We start from the raw sequence: 18,248 nt of genomic DNA, 5'->3' as shown, positions 1-18,248 counted from the left end.
CTGGGCGGCCCTCGGTGTCACGGCCCCTGGGGGTCACGGGGCCGGGGCGTACCCGCCCGGCCGGGTGGTGAACGTGCCCCGGCCCTGGGTGCGGCTACGGAGCCGGGTCGCGTACCCGAACACCTCGGCCAGCGGCACCATCGCCGTGATCACCACCGTGCCGGACCGGCTCGTGGACCCGGAGACGCGGCCGCGCCGCGCCGCCAGGTCGCCCAGCACCCCGCCGGCGGCGTCGTCCGGCACCGTCACCGTGACCTCGGCCACCGGCTCCAGCAACGCCATCCGGCAGGCCCGCAGCGCCTCGCGCAGCGCCAGCCGGCCCGCCGTGCGGAAGGCCAGTTCGGACGAGTCCTTCACATGGGTGGCGCCGTCGGTCAGCGTGACCCGCAGCCCGGTCACCGGATGCCCGCCGAGCGGTCCCGCGGCCAGCGCGTCCCGGCAGCCGGTCTCCACCGCCCGCACGTACTCGCGCGGCACCCGCCCGCCGGTCACGGTCGAGCGGAACTCGAAGCCCGCACCGGCCAGCGGCTCCACGTCGAGCACGACGTGCGCGAACTGGCCCGCGCCGCCGTCCTGCTTGACGTGCCGGTACAGCAGTCCCGACACCCCGCCGACCACCGTCTCCCGGTAGGCCACCTGCGGCCGGCCGACGGCGACGTCGAGGCCGTGGTCGCGGCGGAGCTTCTCCACCGCCACCTCCAGGTGCAGCTCGCCCATGCCGGACAGCAGCGTCTGGCCGGTTTCGGTGTCGGACCGCACCCGCAGTGACGGGTCCTCCTCGGCCAGCCGGGCCAGCGCCGCGCCCAGCCGATCGGCGTCGGTGCTCCTGCGGGCCTCGACCGCCACGGACACCACCGGATCCGTCGCGCCCGGCGGCTCCAGGACCAGCGGCGACCCGGGCGCGCACAACGTCGCGCCGGCGCGGGCGGCCTTCGGCCCGGCGACCGCGACGATGTCCCCGGCCACCGCCCGGTCCACCTCGGTGTGCCGGTCGGCCTGCACCCGCAGGATGCGGCTGATCCGCTCGGCCCGGCCCGCGCCCGCGTCCAGCACCGTGTCCCCCTTCCGCATCGTTCCCGAGTAGATCCGCAGGTACGTCAGCCGCCCGGTCGCCGTCGTGCTCACCTTGAACACCAGCGCCGCCAGCGACCCCTCCGGGTCGGCGGCGGGCACCGTGGGGTCGGCGGCAGGCGCCGCCGGCAGGTCCAGCGGCGACGGCAGGTACGCCACCACGGCGTCGAGCAACGGCTCGATCCCGCGATCGCGGTACGCCGCCCCGCACAACACGACCAGCCCCGCACCGCTGAGCGTCAGCTCCCGCAGCGCGCCCGCCAGAGTCCGCTCGGAGATCGCCGGCTCCGCGCAGAACTCCTCCAGCGCGCCCGCATGCAGCTCGGCCACCGCCTCCTCCAGCAGCCTGCGCCGCCGCCCGGCCTCCTCCAGCAACTCACCGGGCACCGGACCCTCCTCGACAGCGCCGCCCCCGGCCCATACCAGGGACCGCATCCGCACCAGGTCCACGACGCCGGTGAAGCCGTCCTCGCGGCCGATCGGCAGCTGCACCACGAGCGGCGCCGGGTGCAGCCGCGCGCGGATCGACGCGACCGCCGTGTCGAGGTCGGCGCCGGCCCGGTCCAGCTTGTTGACGAACGCGATGCGCGGCACCCCGTGCCGGTCGGCCCGCCGCCACACCGACTCGCTCTGCGGCTCGACGCCGGCCACGCCGTCGAAAACGGCGACAGCCCCGTCGAGCACCCGCAGCGACCGCTCCACCTCGTCCGAGAAGTCGACGTGGCCAGGCGTGTCGATGAGGTTGATCCGGTGCCCGTCCCAGACGCAGCTCACCGCCGCCGCGAAGATCGTGATGCCGCGGTCGCGCTCCTGGGAGTCGAAGTCGGTGACGGTCGTCCCGTCATGGACCTCGCCCCGCTTGTAGGTCGCGCCGGTCAGGTACAGGATCCGCTCGGTGACGGTGGTCTTGCCGGCGTCGACGTGGGCGAGGATGCCCAGGTTGCGGACAGCCGTCAGGGAACTGGTGATACGAGCGCGCATGGCCGATGGCCCTTCGGTACGTGGGTGAAAAGGTCAGCGCGATGCCCCGGCCCGGCACCCGGGCAGGGGAAAGCCCCTCGGAAAAGTCCTCGTCAGGGCGTCCGGTGACGGCCGCGCAGCCGGCACCGGAGCGACGAAGACACCAGAATCACCTCGTACCGCGACGAGGGAACGGCGGCAGCGGTGCGGTGACGCACGGCCGGCTCCTTCCTCTCGTCGATCATGGCGGGTCGAGTGTAGTGAACGCGGCGCGACGCCCGAAACAGGTTTTCGCCCCGAGGTTCACCGCGAGGACGCCTGCCTGCCCCCGGGGGGCGACGCCGCCGTCATTTCCGCATGTCGACATAGGCGCGAGACCCTTTCAGGGAAGGACGCCCGCCCATGACGATCTCTCTTGACACCGGTCGGTACACGGTCGGCATGGCCACCAGCCCGGCCGACCTGCGGGCCGCGCAACGGCTGAGGTACGAGGTCTTCGCCGGCGAGATGGGGGCGCGGCTGGACAGCCCCGTCTCCGGCCTCGACGCCGACCGGTTCGACGCCTACTGCGACCACCTCATCGTCCGCGACGGTGACGAGGTCGTCGGCACGTACCGGCTGCTGCCGCCGGGACGTGCGGACCGGCTCTACTCCGACACCGAGTTCGATCTCCGCAACCTCGCCCCGATCAGGAAGGGCCTCGTCGAGGCCGGCCGCACCTGCGTGCACCCAGGCCACCGGGACGGCGCGGTGATGGCGCTGATGTGGGCGGGCATCGCGCGGTACATGGTGGACGGCGGCCACCAGTGGCTGGCCGGCTGCTGCTCGGTGCCCCTCGACGACCAGGGCACGGTCGCGGCGGCGGTCGCCGAACGGGTGCCGCTCGGGCCGGAGGAGTACCGGGTCATGCCGCGCGACCCCTGGCGCCCGGATCGCCGGGCCACGGAACGCGCCGACCGGTTCGTGCCGCCCGCCCTCCTGCGCGGCTACCTGCGGCTGGGGTCCTGGGTGTGCGGGGCGCCCGCGCACGACCGGGACTTCGGCACCGCCGACTTCTTCCTGCTGCTGTCCATGGCCCGCGTCAACCAGCGCTACCTGCGCTACTTCCTGGGCGAGGCCGCCGTGGGAGCGGCACGGTGAACTCCGTCCCGCCCAGCCCCTGGCGGCCGCTCGGCCCGTGCACGCCCGCCGCCTGCGTGCACGGCCCGGCCGCCGCCGCCGGGCCGCTGCGCCGGCTCGCGCGGCTGACGGCGGCGCTGCTGGTGATCCTCACCGGCGTGCCGGTGTCCCTCGCCACCTGCCGGGCCCGCGCCGGCCTGCGGGCGGGCGTCACACGGGCGTGGGCGAGGCTGCTGCTCCGGTCGCTCGGCGTCAGGATCGAGGTCGCCGCGTGCGGGCCGGACGCGCGGGGGCTCGTCGTGGCCAACCACACCTCGTGGCTGGACCCGCTGGTCCTCGCCGCCACCATCCCGTCGCGACCCCTCGCCAAACACGAGATCGCCGGATGGCCGGTCATCGGGCGGCTGGTGGCGGGCTCGGGCGCGCTGTTCATCGACAGGGAGCGGCTGTACGCGCTGCCGGCGACCGTCGGCGCGATCGCGGGCGCGCTGCGGGCGGGCGACACCGTGGTCGCCTTCCCCGAGGGCACCACCTGGTGCGGGCGCGGGATGGGCAGGTTCCGTCCCGCCGTCTTCCAGGCCGCGATCGACGCCGGCGCCACGGTGGTCCCGGCGACGCTGCGGTACCGCGAGGGCGCGGCGACCTCCACCCGCGCCTGCTTCGTCGGCGACGACTCGTTGCTGGCCTCGATGCTGCGGGTGGCCGCGACCCGGGGGCTCGCCGTCGAGGTGACGCTCCTCGCCCCGGTACGTCCCGCGCCCGCCGGGCCGCTCCACACCCGGGCCGCGCTGGCCGGCCTCGCCGAGGCCCGGGTCCGCGCGAACGTCCTGGAGGACACCCACCCGCTCCGGCCCGTCCTGGGGGCGCCGTCCCTGGCGGGCCGGGGGTAGGGGCGCCGCCGCGCGAGCTACGGAGGCGATTGCCGGTCAGACCACGTGGCCGATGCGGAAGAAGCCGTCCGGGTCGTAGGCCCGCTTGACGTCCCGCAGCCGCCGGTAGTCCGCCGCGCTGTAGGCGGCCGCCGTCCGCCCCGGGTCGGACAGGAAGTTGAGGAACGTACCGCCGTTGGCGTACGGCCGCAGCTCCTCGGCCAGGCCGGGCACCCGCGTGTCCACGATGACCGACAACTTGGTGCCGCGGTGGCTGACCGGGCCGGCGTCCGGGCCGGGGCGGCCCATCGCGCCGCCCCAGTGCCGGATCTCCACGGTCTGCGCCTGCTCGGCGGCGCGCACCAGGATGTCGGCGACCTCGCCGGGGACGGTGTCGAACATGTCCATGTGCCGGTTCGGGGTGCCGCCCATCGCCGCGTCCGCGTACGAGATCGTCCGGGTCTCGTCCAGCAGCGCCGGACCCGCGGCCTGCCACAGCGGGGCCAGCAGCCGCCTGGCCTCGGCGGCCTCGCCGGCGTGCATGACCTTCAGCATCGCCACGTGCCGTCCGGGCAGCGGCCCGTCGGCGGGCATGCGCCTGAGCACGACCGCGGTGCTGATCTCGTCGGGAGCGTCGTCGATCCAGCTCCGGTACGCGTGCAGGAGGCCGGCCGCCGCCTCGATCGGGAAGTACGCGAACCCGGCGTACACCTGCGAGACCGGGTAGAGCCGGAACTCCAGCGAGGTCACCACGCCGAACCCGCCGCCGCCCCCGCGCAGCGCCCAGAACAGCTCGGGATGGCTGGTCGCGCTCGCCGTGACGTGCCTGCCGTCGGCCAGCAGCACCTCGGCCCGTACCACGCTGTCGGCGGCGAACCCGTGCTTGCGCCCCAGCCAGCCGAGGCCGCCGCCCAGCGTGTACCCGGTGACGCCGACCGACGGAGCCGACCCCGACAGCGGCGCCAGGCCGAACGGGGCGGCCGCGGCCAGCACCGCGCTCCAGCGTGCGCCCGGCCCCACCCGCGCGGTCCGGCGGACGGGGTCCACCAGCACCGACGCCATCGGGGACGTCCTGACCAGCACGCCGCCGTCGCACGCGGCATGCGTGCCGTGCCCGGTCGCCTGCACCGCGAACGGCAGCCTGCGCGCCCGCGCCGCGAGCAGCGCCGCGCGCACGTCCGCCACCCCGTACGCCTCGGCCACCAGGGCCGGGCGGGCGTCGACCGTGGGGTTGAGCGAGCGGCGCAGCTCGTCGTATTCGTCCTGGCCCGGCAGGTGCACGGGGCCGGTGAAGCCTGGGAGGGTGATCTCGTCCTGGAGGGTGGCGGTGTACGGCCGGCTCATCTTTCTGCCCTTCTCTGCGGTGATCTGTGATCACTGTGCTGGAGGGCGCTTACGGTCCTGTTCCAGTGGCCTTACCGCACCCCCTTAAGGACTCCAGGATCTTGCCGTCGGCGGAGGAACGAATCCGCCGGCCGTCGCCGTCGGGCTACGCCATCGGGCGTACGAGCGGCGCGGGCGTGTACGCCGCTGGTTCGCCACCCCACCCGATCTATTGAGTTAGGTAAGGCTAATCTAATATTCCGTCCATAAGGGCAAACCCCGCGATGAGGAGAATCCATGGCCATCGTCCCGCGACGCACCCTTGCCGCCGCCCTCGGCGCCCTCGCCGTGCTAGGAGTCGGCGCCTGCGGCGGAACGTCCTCCCCGCCTGCCGGACCGGCCACGCCGGCAGCGGCCTCCGCCGGGGAACAGGGCCCCTGGACGTGGACCGACGACCGCGGCAAGAACATCTCGCTCCCGCACCGGCCGCAGCGCGTCGTCGCCCAGTTCGACTCGGCGGCCGCGCTGTGGGACTTCGGTTTGCGGCCCGTGGCGCTGTTCGGACCGCACAGGCTCAAGGACGGCAGCCGTGACCGCGCGGTCGGTGAGGTCGACATCACGAAGGTGGAGTCGGTCGGGAACGCCTTCGGCGAGTTCAACGTCGAGAAGTACGCCTCGCTGCAGCCCGACCTGATGGTGGCGGGCATGTACGAGAAGAACTCCCTCTGGTACGTCCCGAAGGAACTCACCGAGGCGGTCGACCAGGTCGCGCCCTCCGTGGGCGTGCAGCTCAGCGGCAGGCCACTGGTGGAGATCATCGAGAAGTACGGCGAACTGGCCGCCGCGCTCGGCGCGGACCAGAAGGCGGCCTCCGTGGTCGAGGCCAAGAACCGCTTCGATGCCGCCGGCGCCGCGCTCAAGGCGCTCGCCGCGGCCAGGCCCGACCTGAAGATCATGATCGTCGCGGGGACGCCCGACGGCCTGTACGTCGCCTACCTGCCCGACCATCCCGACATCACGTACTGGGGCGACCAGCTGGGCCTGAACGTGGTCTACCCGCCCAAGCCCTCGGAGGGCGGCTTCTGGGAGCTTGTGAGCTGGGAGAACGCCGACAAGTACCAGGCCGATGCCATCCTCGTGGACGCCCGCGCCGCGTCGATGAAGATCGAGGAGATGGCCAAGAAGCCGACCTGGGCCAAGCTGCCCGCTGTCAAGGCGGGGCAGCTCTACCCGTGGCGCGCGGCCGAGCGCTACAGCTACCTCGGGTACGCCCAGGTCATGGAGGAGCTCAAGGCCAACCTGGACAAGGCCCGCGACGACGTCGTCAAGTGACGGGCACGATCTCGGCCCGGGTCAGCACGCCGTCCTCGATGGTGAGCAGGCCGAGCGTGCCGTGCGGCTGACGGCGGCGGTCCGTGGGGGAGCCCGGGTTGAAGATCCGCAGGCCCCCGCCCGACTCGTCGAGCGGGATGTGCGAGTGCCCGAACACCACCAGGTCCGCCGCAGGGAACCGGCGCCGCAGGCGGGCCAGCCGGCCGTTGGCCGGGCCGCTGTCGTGGATCATGCCGACCCGCAGCCCGTCCAGGGTCAGCTCCAGCGTCTCGGGCGCGTCCACGTCAGGGCCGTCGTTGTTGCCCTTCACCACGTGAACCGGCGCGTACGCGGCCAGCTCCGCCAGCACCGAGGCGACGCAGACGTCTCCCGCGTGCAGGATGACGTCCGCGTCCCGCAGGTGCTCGGCCACCCTGGGCGGGCACGAGTGCCAGCGCCGGGGCGCGTGGGTGTCGGACAGCGCGACGACCTTCATACCCTCCTCATGCCCCGTCCGCGTGCAGGCTCTCCAAGCCAGTCCCGCCACACCGGGCCCTGGTCGTCACCCTTGCAGCAGATGGGCTGCGATGCGCTCTCGTCGTGATATTTGCTGACCAGTGACGTCACGCAGTTCGCAGCTCCTCGGCGAACGTCGCCCGGTCGGCCGCCGACGCGAAGCGCACCTCGCTGTCGATCGCGAGCGTCGCCACCCGCTTCTGCGCGTTCGCGGCCCCGGTGATGAGGGCGCCGACGTCCCGTACGAGCTGCGCGGCCAGCGCCAGCAGCCCCAGCTCGACCAGGCCGTGCCGCTCCAGCGTCCGCAGGTGGTAGTGCACCTTCGGCCGGGCATGGTCAAGACAGGCGGGTTGCTCGGTATTCGAGGTAGCGCCGCTCCGGCAGGCTGGTCGTCAGCCGGGCCGCCTCCTCGTAAGCGGCCACCGCCGCCGCCACGTCGCCCGCCATCTCCAGCAGGTGGGCGCGTACCGCGGCCAGCCGGTGGTGCCGCGTCATCCGCTCGTCGGCCGCCAGGCGGTCGAGCAGGTCGAGCCCGGCCCGCGGGCCGCGCACCATGGCCACGGCCACCGCGTGGTTGAGCTTGACGACCGGGTTGTCGTCCAGACCGGACAGCACCCCGTACAACGCGAGGATCTGCGGCCAGTCCGTCTCCTCCGCCGTCGCCGCCTCGTCGTGCACCGCCGCGATGGCCGCCTGCACCTGGTACGGCCCCAGCGCGGTCGTCGACAACGCCTTGGTCACCAGCTCGACGCCCTCGTCGATGAGCCGCCGGTCCCACATGCTCCGGTCCTGCTCGGCCAGCGGGATCAGCCCCCCGTCCGGCCCGGTCCGCGCCGGCCGCCGCGCCTCGGTCAGCAGCATGAGCGCCAGCAGCCCGGCCACCTCCCCGTCATCGGGCAGCAGCCGCCGTACGGACCTGGCGAGCCTGATCGCCTCGCTGGTCAGCTCCGTCCGATGCAGCTCGGGCCCGGAAGTGGCGGTGTACCCCTCATTGAAGATCAGGTACAGCACGTGCAGTACCACACGTAGCCGGTCGGCCCGCTCGGCCTCCGGCGGCATCGCGAACGGCACGCCGGTGGATTTGATGCGCTGCTTGGCCCGGCTGATCCGCTGCGCCATCGTCGCCTCGGGCACCAGGAACGCGCTGGCGATCTGCGCCGTCGTCAACCCGCCCACCGCCCGCAGCGTGAGCGCCAGCTGCGACGGCTGCGACAACGCCGGATGGCAGCACAGGAACAGCAGCGTCAACGTGTCATCCTGGTCGCCGGGCCGCTCCTCACCCGGCGCCGCCGCCACGAACGCGTCGGCGGGCACGCTGACCGCCACGCTCTCCTCCCGCCGCCGCCGCGCGTGCTCGCTGCGCATGTGATCGACGAGCCGACGCGAGGCCACGGTGATCAGCCACGCCCGCGGACGGTCCGGCAGGCCCTGCTCCGGCCACTGCACGGCCGCGTCGAGCAGCGCCTCCTGCACGGCGTCCTCGCAGGTGTCGAACTGCTCGTAGCGGCGGACGAGCACGCCCAGGACCTGTGGCGCCAGCTCGCGCAGCAAGCCCTCGACGTCACCCACGGTCACTACACCTCATCGATGACCGGCCGTGCCGCCGCGGCCTGCTGCGACGCGGCGCCGGCGTGGATCATCAGCATGCATGTCACAAGCACATGGTAGAGGCGCGGCCAGAGGACATGCCGTGGACGTGCGTTTGGCCGCACGTGACCGGCGCGCCCGTGACACGAGCAGGGTTTGCGTCCCCCCTGTCCTGGCATTGCCCGGCAGGGGTAGCGGTGGTGCTATGAGGGCGACAACGCGACCGCGCAGCGGGAACCTGCCATTCGAGCTCACCAGCTTCGTCGGTCGCCGGCGCGAACTGGCGGAGGGCAAACGCGCGCTCTCCGCCGGCCGCATGCTCACCCTCATCGGCGTGGGCGGGGTGGGCAAGACACGGCTGGCGCTGCGGATCGCCGCGGAGGCGGCACGGGACTTCCAGGACGGGGTCTGGCTGATCGACCTGGCGCCGCTGGGCGCCGGAGACCTGCTCGCCGAAACGGTCGCCGCCGCTGTCGGGTCCCCTCATACGGACAGGACGTCACTGGCCGAGTACCTGCACGACAAGAAGACGCTGGTCGTGCTGGACAACTGCGAGCACCTGCTCGGCCAGTGCGCCACGCTGGCCGGCGACCTGCTGTCCCTGGCCCCTGGGCTGAGCATCCTGGCCACCAGCCGGCAGGCACTGCACGTCGCGGGCGAGCAACTCCTCCACGTCGCGCCGTTCACAGTGCCGGAACCGGCCGAGGCATCTATGGAGGACGTCCTGCACAACGAGGCGGTCCGGCTGTTCGAGGACCGTGCCAGGTCCGTCGTGCCCGAGTTCACGGTCAACGACGCGAACGTTCTGGTGGTGGCGCGGCTGTGCCGGAGGCTGGACGGCATCCCCCTGGCCATCGAGCTCGCGGCGGCGCGCATACTGATCCTCTCCGCGGAGCAGATCCTCCAGCGCCTCGACGACCGTTTCCGGCTGCTGACGACCGGGCCCACCACCGCAGCACCGCGACAGAAGACGCTGCGGGCGCTGCTGGACTGGAGTTACGAGCTGTGCTCCGATGAGGAGCAGGCGATGTGGGGACGGTTGTCGGTCTTCTGCGGCGGCTGTGACCTGGAGGCGGTCGAGCAGGTGTGCTCGGAGGACGGCATCGCCCGCGAGAGCGTGCCGGACCTGCTGGCTCAGTTGGTGGGCAAGTCGATCGTGCTGCGCCGCGGCCAAGGCACCGACATCCGTTTCGACATGCTGGACACGCTGTGCCAGTACGGACGGGAACGCCTGGTCGCCTCCGGCGAGGACAAGGCCCTGCGGCTGCGGCATCGCGACTGGTGCCGCGGCCTGGCGGTGCGGGCCGAGGCGGAATGGTTCGGCGACCATCAGATGGACTGGCTCGGCCGCCTCGCCCGGGAGCAGGGCAACGTCCGGGCGGCGCTGGAGTTCTGCCTCAGCGAGCCCGGTGAGGCCTGGGGCGCTCTCGAGATCGCCGCCGCGATGTGGAGTCACCGGCTGTCGTGGAGCTCGCCGAGCGAGGGACACCACTGGCTGGAGCAGGCGCTCGCCAGGGAGACCGACGCCGACGCGATCCGGGCCAAGGCCCTGTGGGTCGACGCGTGGCTCGTGCTGCTCCGCGGCGACCCCGAGGCCGCTGAGCCGCTGCTGGAGGAGTGCCGCACGCTGGCGGCGCGGCTCGGCGACGAGGCCCAGCTGGCCGGCGCCGTCCACATCACCGGGTTCGCCGCCTTGTTGGCCGCGGACTTCGCCCGAGCGTACGCGCTGCTGGAAGAGGCCCTGGACCGGCGCCGCGCCCTGGGCAATCGGGGACATGAGTGGGTCGTGCTCTTCCAGCTGGCCGTGACCGCCGTCCTCATGGACGATCCGCGTTCCGCGCAGCTCTGCGCGGAGGTGCTGGAGGCGGCCAGGGGCGCGAACGCCGAGTGGTCGGTCTCCTACGGGCAGTGGGTCACGGCTCTCGAGCGGTGGCGGCGGGGCGCTCTGCGAGAGGCCGTGCCCCTGATGCGCGACGCCGTGCGGCTGAAGCTGCGCTGCAACGACCATCTGGGCCTGGCCCAGTGCATCGAGGGATTGGCCTGGATCCTGGCGGACGACAAGCGGGACGAGCAGGCCGCCCAGATGCTGGGCGCCGCGCAGGTGCTCTGGAGGTCGATCGGGACCTCCCTGTCCGGGCTCGGGCACCTGGCCGGCGCTCACGACCGGTGCGCGTCCGCCCTCCGGCAGCGCCTGAGAGAAGAGCGGTTCCAGGCGGCCTTCGACCGCGGGTCGGCGCTGACCCTCGACCAGGCCGCCGCCCTTGCGCTGGACGAGAGTCCGGCACGCCAGGCCGGCCCCGATGTGACATCCGTCCTCACCCGCAGGGAGCGGGAGATCGCCGAATACGTCGCGAAAGGATTGAGCAACAAACAGATCGCGGAGACCCTGGTCATCGCGCAACGCACCGCGGAGTGCCATGTCGAGAACATCCTCCGCAAGCTGAACTTCACGTCCCGGTCGCAGATCGTCAAAACCTGGGACGCGCGCCGGCCCGATCAAGAGTGAACCCGGGCGCGCAACGAAGCTTTTGACCATGGGTTCTGTACCATGAAACGGCATATTCGGCGAGCTCGAGGGCCTGTCCGCCGGGTGGTGAAGTCCCGCGGAGACAGCTGTGCACAACGACATCTCGAATCACCGTCCGGTCAGTCCGGGACCGGCGGCCGGCCCCGATCCGCTCGTCCGGATCCGGGGACTCCGCAAGCACTTCGGCGGCGTCCACGCGCTGCGAGGAGTGGATCTCGACCTTCACGGCGGCGACATCCTCGCCCTGCTCGGCGCGAACGGGGCCGGCAAATCGACGCTGATCAAGATCTTGGCCGGTATCCATCACGCAGACGGGGGAGAGGTCGTGGTGGCCGGTCATCTCCTGGGCAGCCAGGCCGCGTCCGGCCACATGGCGTTCATCCACCAGGATCTCGGCCTCGTGGACTGGATGAGCATCGCGGAGAACATCGCCCTCGGCGCGGGATACGCCCGGCGCGGCGGCCTCATATCCTGGCGCGCGGTGCGGCGCCGCGGCGCGGACGCCCTCCGGACCATCGCCGCCCACCTCGACCCTGCCCTGCGGATCGCGCAGCTGACGCGCGCGGAGCGGTCGCTCGTGGCCATCGCCCGCGCGCTGGCCACGGACGCGACCATCCTCGTGTTCGACGAGCCGACCGCGGCCCTGCCCGCCGCCGACTGCGTCGTCCTGTTCGACGTGCTGCGTACGCTCCGTGACCGCGGCCACGGCATCCTGTACGTGACCCACCGGATCGACGAGGTCTACCGCATCGCCGGCAGCGTCGCAGTCCTTCGCGACGGACGCGTCGTCAGCCGGGGACCGCTCGCCGGCCGCCGGCCGGCCGATCTCGTCCGCGACATCGTCGGCCGGGAGGGCAGCGTTCACCGGCACCGGGTCCGCAGACCGGGAGAGGTCCTGCTGCGCGTGGCCGGCGTGCGTGCCGGGCAGGCGGGACCGGTCGGATTCGACCTGCGCGCCGGCGAGGTGCTCGGCCTGGTCGGACTCGCGGGCGCCGGGCACGTGGACATCGGACGCGCGCTGGCCGGCGCCTGTCCCGCCGTGTCGGGTGGCGTGCACCTGGCCGGGCGGCCGTACCGGCCGGGTTCGGTGCCGGCCGCCGTCGGCGCGGGCGTCGGTCTCGTGAGCGGCGACCGGCAGGAGGAGGCCGCCGGAGAGCTGACCGTACGGGAGAACCTGCTGGCCAACCCCGCGACGCGCGGCCGGTCGCCGCTGAGCCCGCTGGGAGCGCGGCGGGAGCGCGCCGAGACGGCGGCGGTCATCACGCGGCTGCGGGTCAGCCCCGCCGACACCGAGGCGCCGTTCGCCGCCCTGTCGGGCGGGAACCAGCAGAAGATCCTGATCGCGCGCTGGCTCGGCGCCCGCCGCCGTCTGCTGATCCTCGAGGAGCCCACGGCCGGCGTCGACGTCGGCGCCAAGGCCGAGATCCACCGGCTGCTCGGCGAGGCGCTGGCGACCGGGCTGGCCGCCCTGCTCGTCTCCGCGGACTTCGAGGAGGTCGTGAACATGTGCGACCGCGCGCTCGTGTTCGTGCGCGGGGCGGTCACCGCCGAGCTCAGCGGTGACGCCCTCACCGTCGCCGCCCTCACCCGCGCGGCCACGGCTCCGCCCGCCGGCCGCCGGGCGGACCGTTGCTGACCAGCGAGGTCGTCCGGCGGCGGCTCGCCGCCGGACATTTCATCGGCGGCTACGGGCTGCCGGCGCTGGCCCTTGTCCTGTTCGTCGTGTTCGCGCTGGCCCTGCCGGACACGTTCCCCACGATGGCCAACCTGACGGCGATCATCTCCGCCTATTCGATCATCGCGATCCTGGCGCAGGGTGCGATGATCCCCATCGTCACGGGCAACTTCGACCTGTCCATCGGGTACGGCCTCGGCCTGGGCCACGTCATGACGCTGCACCTGGTCGTCAACGCCGGCCGGCCGTGGCACGAGGCCTGCCTGGCCGTCCTCGCCGGCGGGGTCGCCGTCGGCATGATCAACGGATTCCTGGTGGAGTTCGCGCGCATCGACTCCTTCATCGCGACGCTGGGCACCGGCAGCGTCATGTACGCCGTGACGGGCTGGGTGACCGGCGGCGCCCGGATCGTCGCCGGCCCGCAAGGCCTGCCCGCCGGTCTCACCGGCCTGTACGAATCGAGGATCCTCAACCTGCCGGTAGCCGCGTTCTACGTCCTCGTCCTGACCGCCGTGCTCTGGATCGTGCTGGAGCGTCTCGCGCTGGGCCGCTACCTCTACGTCATCGGCTCGAACCCGCGGGCCGCGGAACTCGTCGGGATCCCCGTCCGCCGGTACGTCATCCTCGCCTTCGCGGGCTCCGGCCTGGTGACCGGCTTCGCGGGGATCCTGCTCGCCGCCCAGCAGCAGATCGGCAACCCGAGCGTCGGGCTGGACCACCTGCTGCCGGCGTTCGTCGCCGCCCTGCTCGGCTCCACCACGATCAAACCCGGGAGGGCCAACCCCTGGGGGACCGTCGTCGCCGTCGCCGTCCTGGCCATCGGCCTGTCGGGCATCAGCCAAATGGGGGCGGACTTCTGGGTGACACCTCTGTTCGACGGGATCACCTTGCTCATCGCGGTCGGATTGGCCGGCTACTCCGCACGCCGCCGGACGCGCGCCCGCCCCGCCCCCGAGCGAGAAGCCCCGAACGAGGAGCAGACATGAACGTCACCCGCAGCGGCTTCCGGCACGGCGCGACCGCACTCGTGCTGGCCGCCGTGGTGGCCGGTGCGGCGGCCGGGGGCTGCTCGCGCGGTCCCGCGCCGGACGGCGCGCCCGCCCGCGACCGGCCGGCCGGCGCGTGCCCCGACGTGGCGGACACGGCCGCGCGTGCGGTCGCCCAGGCGGAAGCGATGGACACTCCGTGGGACGGCCCCACGACCGGGCCGCGCGCGGTCCCCGGCAAGAACGTGGTCTTCGTCGCCTCGAGCATGACGAACCCCGGCGTGGCCGGCACCGCCAACGGGGTACGCGAGGCCGCGCGAACCATAGGATGGGGCGTCCGCGTGATCGACGGCCAGGGCACTCCGGCCGGGATACGGTCGGCCTTGGGCCAGGCGATCGCCCTGCGGCCGTCCGGGATCGTCATCGGCGGGTTCGACCCGAGCTCCGTGGCTCAGCAGGTCGAGCAGGCCGCCGACGCCGGCATTCCGCTCGTCGGCTGGCACGCGCTCCGGGTCCCTGGCCCCAGTGCGAACCCCAAGCTCTTCACCAACGTGACCAGCCGGGTGGAGGACGTCGCGCGGATCAGCGCGTACTGGATCATCGCCAGGTCCGGTGGCGACGCCGGAGTCGTGATCTTCACCGACTCCTCGATCCCGTTCGCGGAGAACAAGTCCCAGCTGATCAGGAAGACCCTGCTGAGCTGCTCCGGCGTCAAGCTGCTCGGGTACGAGAACATCCCGCTCCCCGACACCGGCAGCCGCATGCCGGTGGTGGTGCCCTCGCTGCTGTCCCGATTCGGCGAGCGGTGGACGCACTCGGTCGCCATCAACGACGTCTACTTCGCCGACGCCGCCCCGGCACTGCGCGCCGCCGGCCGGAAAGGCGACGGGCCTCCCTACTCCATCGGCGCGGGGGACGGCGATCCTTCGGCGTTCGAGCGCATCCGCGACCGGCGGTTCCAGCAGGCGACCGTCCCCGAGCCGCTGAGCGCTCAGGGCAGCCAGATCATCGACGAGCTCAACCGGGCGTTCGCCGGACAGCCGCCCAGCGGGTACGTGGCCCCGGTGCACCTGACCACGATCGGGAACGTGGGTGACACGACCTCATGGGAGCCGCGCGGCTACCGCGAGGCCTACCGGCGTATCTGGCAGGGCTAGCGGAGCCGGCGCCCGCGGCCTCTAGGCTTCGTTCCATGCAGGATGAGGATCTTCGCGCTCTCGCCGACCGGCTGGTCGAGGTGCACGGAGTGGTGGCCGTGGTGCTCGGCGGCAGCCGGGCGCGGGGCACGCACCGGCCGGACTCGGACATCGACCTGGGCCTCTACTACCGGGAGCGGCCCGACGTGGTGGCGTTGCGGGCGCTGGCACGGGAGGTGACGGGCGAGCCCACCGACGTGACCGAGCCGGGGGGATGGGGCCCGTGGGTGGACGGCGGCGGGTGGCTGACCGTGGCCGGGTGGCGGGTGGACTGGATCTACCGCGACCTCGACCGGGTCCACCGGATCTGGCGGGACTGCCGGGAGGGCCGGGTCGAGATCGGCGTCCAGGTCGGCCATCCGCTGGGCTTCTACTCCCACGCGTACGCGGGGGAGGCGGCGCTCTGCCGGGTGCTCGCCGATCCGGGCGGGGAACTGGCCGCGTTGCGGGAAGAGGCCGCGGAGTATCCGCCGGCGCTGCGAGAGGCGTTGATCGGAAGGCTGTGGGAGGCGGACTTCGCTCTCGCGACGGCCAGATACGGGGCCGTCGGCTGCGACCCGGCGTACACGGCGGGGGCGTTGTTCCGCGCGATCGGGGTCGCCTGCCACGCGCTGCACGCGAACGACGGCGCCTGGCTGATCAACGAGAAGGGCATGGTGGCGTCAGCGGATCGGCTGCCGTCGGCGCCCAGCGGGTTCGGCGAGCGGGCGCAGGCGCTGCTCGGTGCGGTCGGGCGGACGCCGGAGGAGATCGGCCGCACCGTCGACGACGCGGTCCGGCTCATCGCGGAGGCACGGGCCGCCTGCGGCTCATGACGTCGCGTTCTTGTCCTCCCACGGGAAGCGGCCCGTTCGCTGGTCGTCCGGCCGCTACGAATCCTTCACCCGGGCCGACGGCGCGGCAGGCGCCTTCGGCCGGCCGACGCGGGCCACGTGGAGCAGCGACGTGGGATCGTCCACCTCCAGCCGCCGCGCCAGCTCGTCCCGCGTGGGACCGCAGTCGATGATCTGGCTCAGCGGATGCGTGGTGTAGCCGAGGCCGGACAAGGTCAGCCAGTGCCGCATGAGCACGCGGCCCTGTTCCACCTCGTCCCCGGCCGCCCCGACCAGCACCAGCACGTCCCCGTCGTAGTCGAGCAGCCCGCGCGACGCCCCGGCCAGCAGGCGGGGCAGGCCGAGCGGGCGCAGCGCCGGGTAGAGGGCGAGGGAGGCACGCAGCGCGAGCGCCTCGAACCGGCTGAGCGCCAGCGCCCGGTCGCTGAGGCCGTCCAGCAGGTAGCGGCGGTGCCACCGGGTCAGGCGCAGCCAGGCACGCAGCTCCCGCGTCACCTCCCGGTCCCCGAACTGGTGCAGGTCAGCCGCGTGCAGCAGATCCGCCAGGTCCCGGCAGGCCACCCGGCGCATCCCGCCGAGCCCGTCGGCCACCTCGCCGGGCAGCCGCCCCGGGTGGTACTCGCCGCCGACCATGCCGCGGATGCGGTAGTCGCCCCATGGGAAGCCCGCCTCGTCGAGGCGGTCACGCAGGTGCTTGAGGAACGGCGGGTACGCGGCCACCACGTAGTCGTAGCCGGGCCCGAAGTGCTCCAGCGTGTCGGCGATCTTCTCCAGGTCGGGGCCGGTGTTCTTGACCATCGCGATGCGGGCCATGGCGGCGCCCGTGGTGGTGCCGGTGGCCCACGCGCCCATCGAGTACGCGTTGATCACGAACAGCCGTTCGCCGGGGAAGACCAGTTCGATGTAGCCGGCGGCGTTGCGGTAGATGCCCTTGAGCTCGCGCGGCCCGCGTACCCAGTTGTACGGCTTGCCGCTCGACCCCGACGACTCGTCCACGATCACGCCCGCCCGGTGGAGCCGGCCCTCCTGGCAGCGGCTCTGCTCGTCGTAGACGCCGGCGTAGTTGTGCTTGGTGGTCTCCGGGAAGTCCGCCAGCCGCCTGGAGTGCTCGGCGCCGTTCGCCCGCAGGAAGTCGCGGTACGCCGGCACGTCCACGGCGGCGAACTGACAGGCCACTCTGGCATGCCTGGCGGCGACCCGGTCCAGCACGGGATGGTAGCCACGGGCCACCAGCCGCCAGACGGCCGGATGCATCGCGCCGAGCCGATAGGCGCCGGTCAGGGCCCAGGAGTAGGCCTGGAGCCTGACCCGGCGCCAGCGCTGGCGGGGGGTGAGCGGCCCGAGGCCGGGACTGAGGCGGGTCATAGGGCGTGAGACTAGTGATTCCGCATTGATGATCGCTTTACGGATACTTACCACGCATCGGACGCCGTTGATTGCGGCATGGAATCTTCCGCATTGGCCTCTACCGTGAGCATGACGGACGGAGGAGGACGTGATGATCGAAGTGTCCTGGCCGCAGGTGAGCGCGCGGCGGCTGGAGCGGGCCGGGCTGGCCGCGCCCTTGACCGAGACGGCCCCGGCGCAGGTCGTGGCGGCCATGTGCGGGGCGCACGCCCAGGTGATGTCGGCCGGCGAGGCGTCCGTCGCCCTGCGGCTGGACGGCGCCACCCGCGCGCACGTGCGCGAGGCGTTGTGGCGTGAGCGCAGCGTGGTCAAGACGTTCGGGCCGCGCGGCACCGTGCACCTGCTGCCCGCCGGCGACCTGCCGATGTGGGTGAGCGCGCTGTCGTCGGCGCCGTCCGGGTACAACACGTTTCCTCCCGGCGTGCGGATGACCTCCGAGCAGACCGACCAGGTGGTGGAGGCCATTCGCGAGGTGCTCGCCGGTGTCGAGATGACGATCGACGAGCTGAGCGACGCGGTCGTGGCCGCCACCGGGCCGTGGGCCGGGGACCTGGTCATGCCCGCGTTCCAGGTCATGTGGCCGCGGTGGCGGCAGGCGATGGCGCTGGCCGGGCATCGGGGCGCGGTCGTGTTCGGTCCCCCGAGGGGGCGCAAGGTCACCTACACCGCCCCGCCCGTCGCCGTGCCCGCCCCTGGGCCGGTCGCCGACGGGCTCGGCGGCCTGATCAGGACCTATCTGACGGCGTACGGGCCGGCCACGCCCGACCAGTTCGCGCAGGTAGCTGACCTGTACGCCTTCGATCCCGTGCCGCCGGAAGTCGGTCCCGGTGTGGGCCAGCACCAGCGCCCGGTCGCCGCCCGGCCGGAT

At 73.0% G+C, this 18,248-nt stretch carries 15 protein-coding genes; 9 read left to right on the top strand and 6 right to left on the bottom strand.

Annotated elements, in window-relative coordinates; all coding sequences use genetic code 11:
• Nucleotides 1-33: 33 nt before the first annotated feature.
• Nucleotides 34-2,052, bottom strand: coding sequence for an elongation factor G (gene fusA, locus ETD86_RS15810; protein WP_138666910.1), 2,019 nt, complete (start codon nucleotides 2,050-2,052; stop codon nucleotides 34-36).
• A gap of 381 nt (nucleotides 2,053-2,433) precedes the next feature.
• On the opposite strand from fusA, the gene ETD86_RS15805 reads away from it, so the two are divergent.
• Nucleotides 2,434-3,171 (top strand): GNAT family N-acetyltransferase, encoded by a 738-nt coding sequence (locus ETD86_RS15805; protein ID WP_138666909.1) that lies wholly within the window; start codon nucleotides 2,434-2,436, stop codon nucleotides 3,169-3,171.
• Complete coding sequence (locus ETD86_RS15800; protein ID WP_170223102.1) at nucleotides 3,168-4,040, top strand: lysophospholipid acyltransferase family protein; 873 nt, start codon at nucleotides 3,168-3,170, stop codon at nucleotides 4,038-4,040. Before ETD86_RS15805 ends, ETD86_RS15800 begins: the two co-directional genes overlap by 4 nt.
• Before the next feature lie 36 nt (nucleotides 4,041-4,076).
• On the opposite strand, the gene ETD86_RS15795 is transcribed toward ETD86_RS15800, so the two are convergent.
• Nucleotides 4,077-5,363, bottom strand: a complete 1,287-nt coding sequence (locus ETD86_RS15795; RefSeq protein ID WP_138666907.1) for an FAD-binding oxidoreductase — start codon at nucleotides 5,361-5,363, stop codon at nucleotides 4,077-4,079.
• 276 nt (nucleotides 5,364-5,639) lie between these two features.
• On the opposite strand from ETD86_RS15795, the gene ETD86_RS15790 reads away from it, so the two are divergent.
• Nucleotides 5,640-6,674, top strand: a complete 1,035-nt coding sequence (locus tag ETD86_RS15790; RefSeq protein ID WP_138666906.1) for an ABC transporter substrate-binding protein — start codon at nucleotides 5,640-5,642, stop codon at nucleotides 6,672-6,674.
• Here the strand turns inward: ETD86_RS15790 and ETD86_RS15785 are convergent.
• The 3 genes from ETD86_RS15785 to ETD86_RS15775 form a co-directional block, all read right to left on the bottom strand.
• Nucleotides 6,667-7,149, bottom strand: coding sequence for a metallophosphoesterase family protein (locus ETD86_RS15785; protein WP_138666905.1), 483 nt, complete (start codon nucleotides 7,147-7,149; stop codon nucleotides 6,667-6,669). The two genes, ETD86_RS15790 and ETD86_RS15785, sit on opposite strands and share 8 nt — an antisense overlap.
• Before the next feature lie 127 nt (nucleotides 7,150-7,276).
• Nucleotides 7,277-7,489 (bottom strand): hypothetical protein, encoded by a 213-nt coding sequence (locus ETD86_RS15780; RefSeq protein ID WP_246147927.1) that lies wholly within the window; start codon nucleotides 7,487-7,489, stop codon nucleotides 7,277-7,279.
• A gap of 16 nt (nucleotides 7,490-7,505) precedes the next feature.
• Nucleotides 7,506-8,738: an RNA polymerase sigma factor gene (locus tag ETD86_RS15775; protein WP_211370072.1), complete on the bottom strand. Its 1,233-nt coding sequence runs from the start codon at nucleotides 8,736-8,738 to the stop codon at nucleotides 7,506-7,508.
• 223 nt (nucleotides 8,739-8,961) lie between these two features.
• Here ETD86_RS15775 and ETD86_RS15770 point away from each other — a divergent pair, with 223 nt between their 5' ends.
• The 5 genes from ETD86_RS15770 (at nucleotide 8,962) to ETD86_RS15750 (ending at nucleotide 15,955) form a co-directional block, all read left to right on the top strand.
• Nucleotides 8,962-11,262 (top strand): ATP-binding protein, encoded by a 2,301-nt coding sequence (locus ETD86_RS15770; RefSeq protein ID WP_138666903.1) that lies wholly within the window; start codon nucleotides 8,962-8,964, stop codon nucleotides 11,260-11,262.
• Between the two features lie 109 nt (nucleotides 11,263-11,371).
• Nucleotides 11,372-12,919: a sugar ABC transporter ATP-binding protein gene (locus tag ETD86_RS15765; RefSeq protein ID WP_211370071.1), complete on the top strand. Its 1,548-nt coding sequence runs from the start codon at nucleotides 11,372-11,374 to the stop codon at nucleotides 12,917-12,919.
• On the top strand, nucleotides 12,913-13,944 hold the full coding sequence (locus ETD86_RS15760; RefSeq protein WP_138666902.1) for an ABC transporter permease: 1,032 nt from the start codon (nucleotides 12,913-12,915) through the stop codon (nucleotides 13,942-13,944). Before ETD86_RS15765 ends, ETD86_RS15760 begins: the two co-directional genes overlap by 7 nt.
• Nucleotides 13,941-15,101 carry a substrate-binding domain-containing protein gene (locus ETD86_RS15755; RefSeq protein WP_138666901.1) on the top strand — a complete coding sequence of 387 codons (1,161 nt, stop codon included), beginning with the start codon at nucleotides 13,941-13,943 and terminating at the stop codon, nucleotides 15,099-15,101. Before ETD86_RS15760 ends, ETD86_RS15755 begins: the two co-directional genes overlap by 4 nt.
• 35 nt (nucleotides 15,102-15,136) lie before the next feature.
• Nucleotides 15,137-15,955 carry a nucleotidyltransferase domain-containing protein gene (locus ETD86_RS15750; RefSeq protein WP_138666900.1) on the top strand — a complete coding sequence of 273 codons (819 nt, stop codon included), beginning with the start codon at nucleotides 15,137-15,139 and terminating at the stop codon, nucleotides 15,953-15,955.
• Nucleotides 15,956-16,009: 54 nt separating this feature from the next.
• Here ETD86_RS15750 and ETD86_RS56965 read toward each other — a convergent pair whose 3' ends face one another.
• Nucleotides 16,010-17,338 carry a phenylacetate--CoA ligase family protein gene (locus tag ETD86_RS56965; RefSeq protein WP_211370070.1) on the bottom strand — a complete coding sequence of 443 codons (1,329 nt, stop codon included), beginning with the start codon at nucleotides 17,336-17,338 and terminating at the stop codon, nucleotides 16,010-16,012.
• Between the two features lie 133 nt (nucleotides 17,339-17,471).
• Here ETD86_RS56965 and ETD86_RS15740 point away from each other — a divergent pair.
• The coding region (locus ETD86_RS15740) for a DNA glycosylase AlkZ-like family protein (protein ID WP_138666899.1) at nucleotides 17,472-18,248 on the top strand (777 nt) is incomplete at its 3' end.

The organism is Nonomuraea turkmeniaca (genome assembly GCF_005889735.1).
Classification (GTDB): Bacteria; Actinomycetota; Actinomycetes; order Streptosporangiales; family Streptosporangiaceae; genus Nonomuraea; species Nonomuraea turkmeniaca.
Note: the sequence above shows the minus strand (reverse complement) of the source record. Positions and strands in the feature narration are given on the sequence as shown.

Bases quoted from the DNA above. Each gene is read 5' to 3' on its own strand.
- fusA (WP_138666910.1), bottom strand. From the start codon at position 2,052: ATGCGCGCTCGTATCACCAGTTCCCTGACGGCTGTCCGCAACCTGGGC.
- ETD86_RS15805 (WP_138666909.1), top strand. From the start codon at position 2,434: ATGACGATCTCTCTTGACACCGGTCGGTACACGGTCGGCATGGCCACC.
- ETD86_RS15795 (WP_138666907.1), bottom strand. From the start codon at position 5,363: ATGAGCCGGCCGTACACCGCCACCCTCCAGGACGAGATCACCCTCCCA.
- ETD86_RS15790 (WP_138666906.1), top strand. From the start codon at position 5,640: ATGGCCATCGTCCCGCGACGCACCCTTGCCGCCGCCCTCGGCGCCCTC.
- ETD86_RS15785 (WP_138666905.1), bottom strand. From the start codon at position 7,149: ATGAAGGTCGTCGCGCTGTCCGACACCCACGCGCCCCGGCGCTGGCAC.
- ETD86_RS15770 (WP_138666903.1), top strand. From the start codon at position 8,962: ATGAGGGCGACAACGCGACCGCGCAGCGGGAACCTGCCATTCGAGCTC.
- ETD86_RS15755 (WP_138666901.1), top strand. From the start codon at position 13,941: ATGAACGTCACCCGCAGCGGCTTCCGGCACGGCGCGACCGCACTCGTG.
- ETD86_RS15750 (WP_138666900.1), top strand. From the start codon at position 15,137: ATGCAGGATGAGGATCTTCGCGCTCTCGCCGACCGGCTGGTCGAGGTG.
- ETD86_RS56965 (WP_211370070.1), bottom strand. From the start codon at position 17,338: ATGACCCGCCTCAGTCCCGGCCTCGGGCCGCTCACCCCCCGCCAGCGC.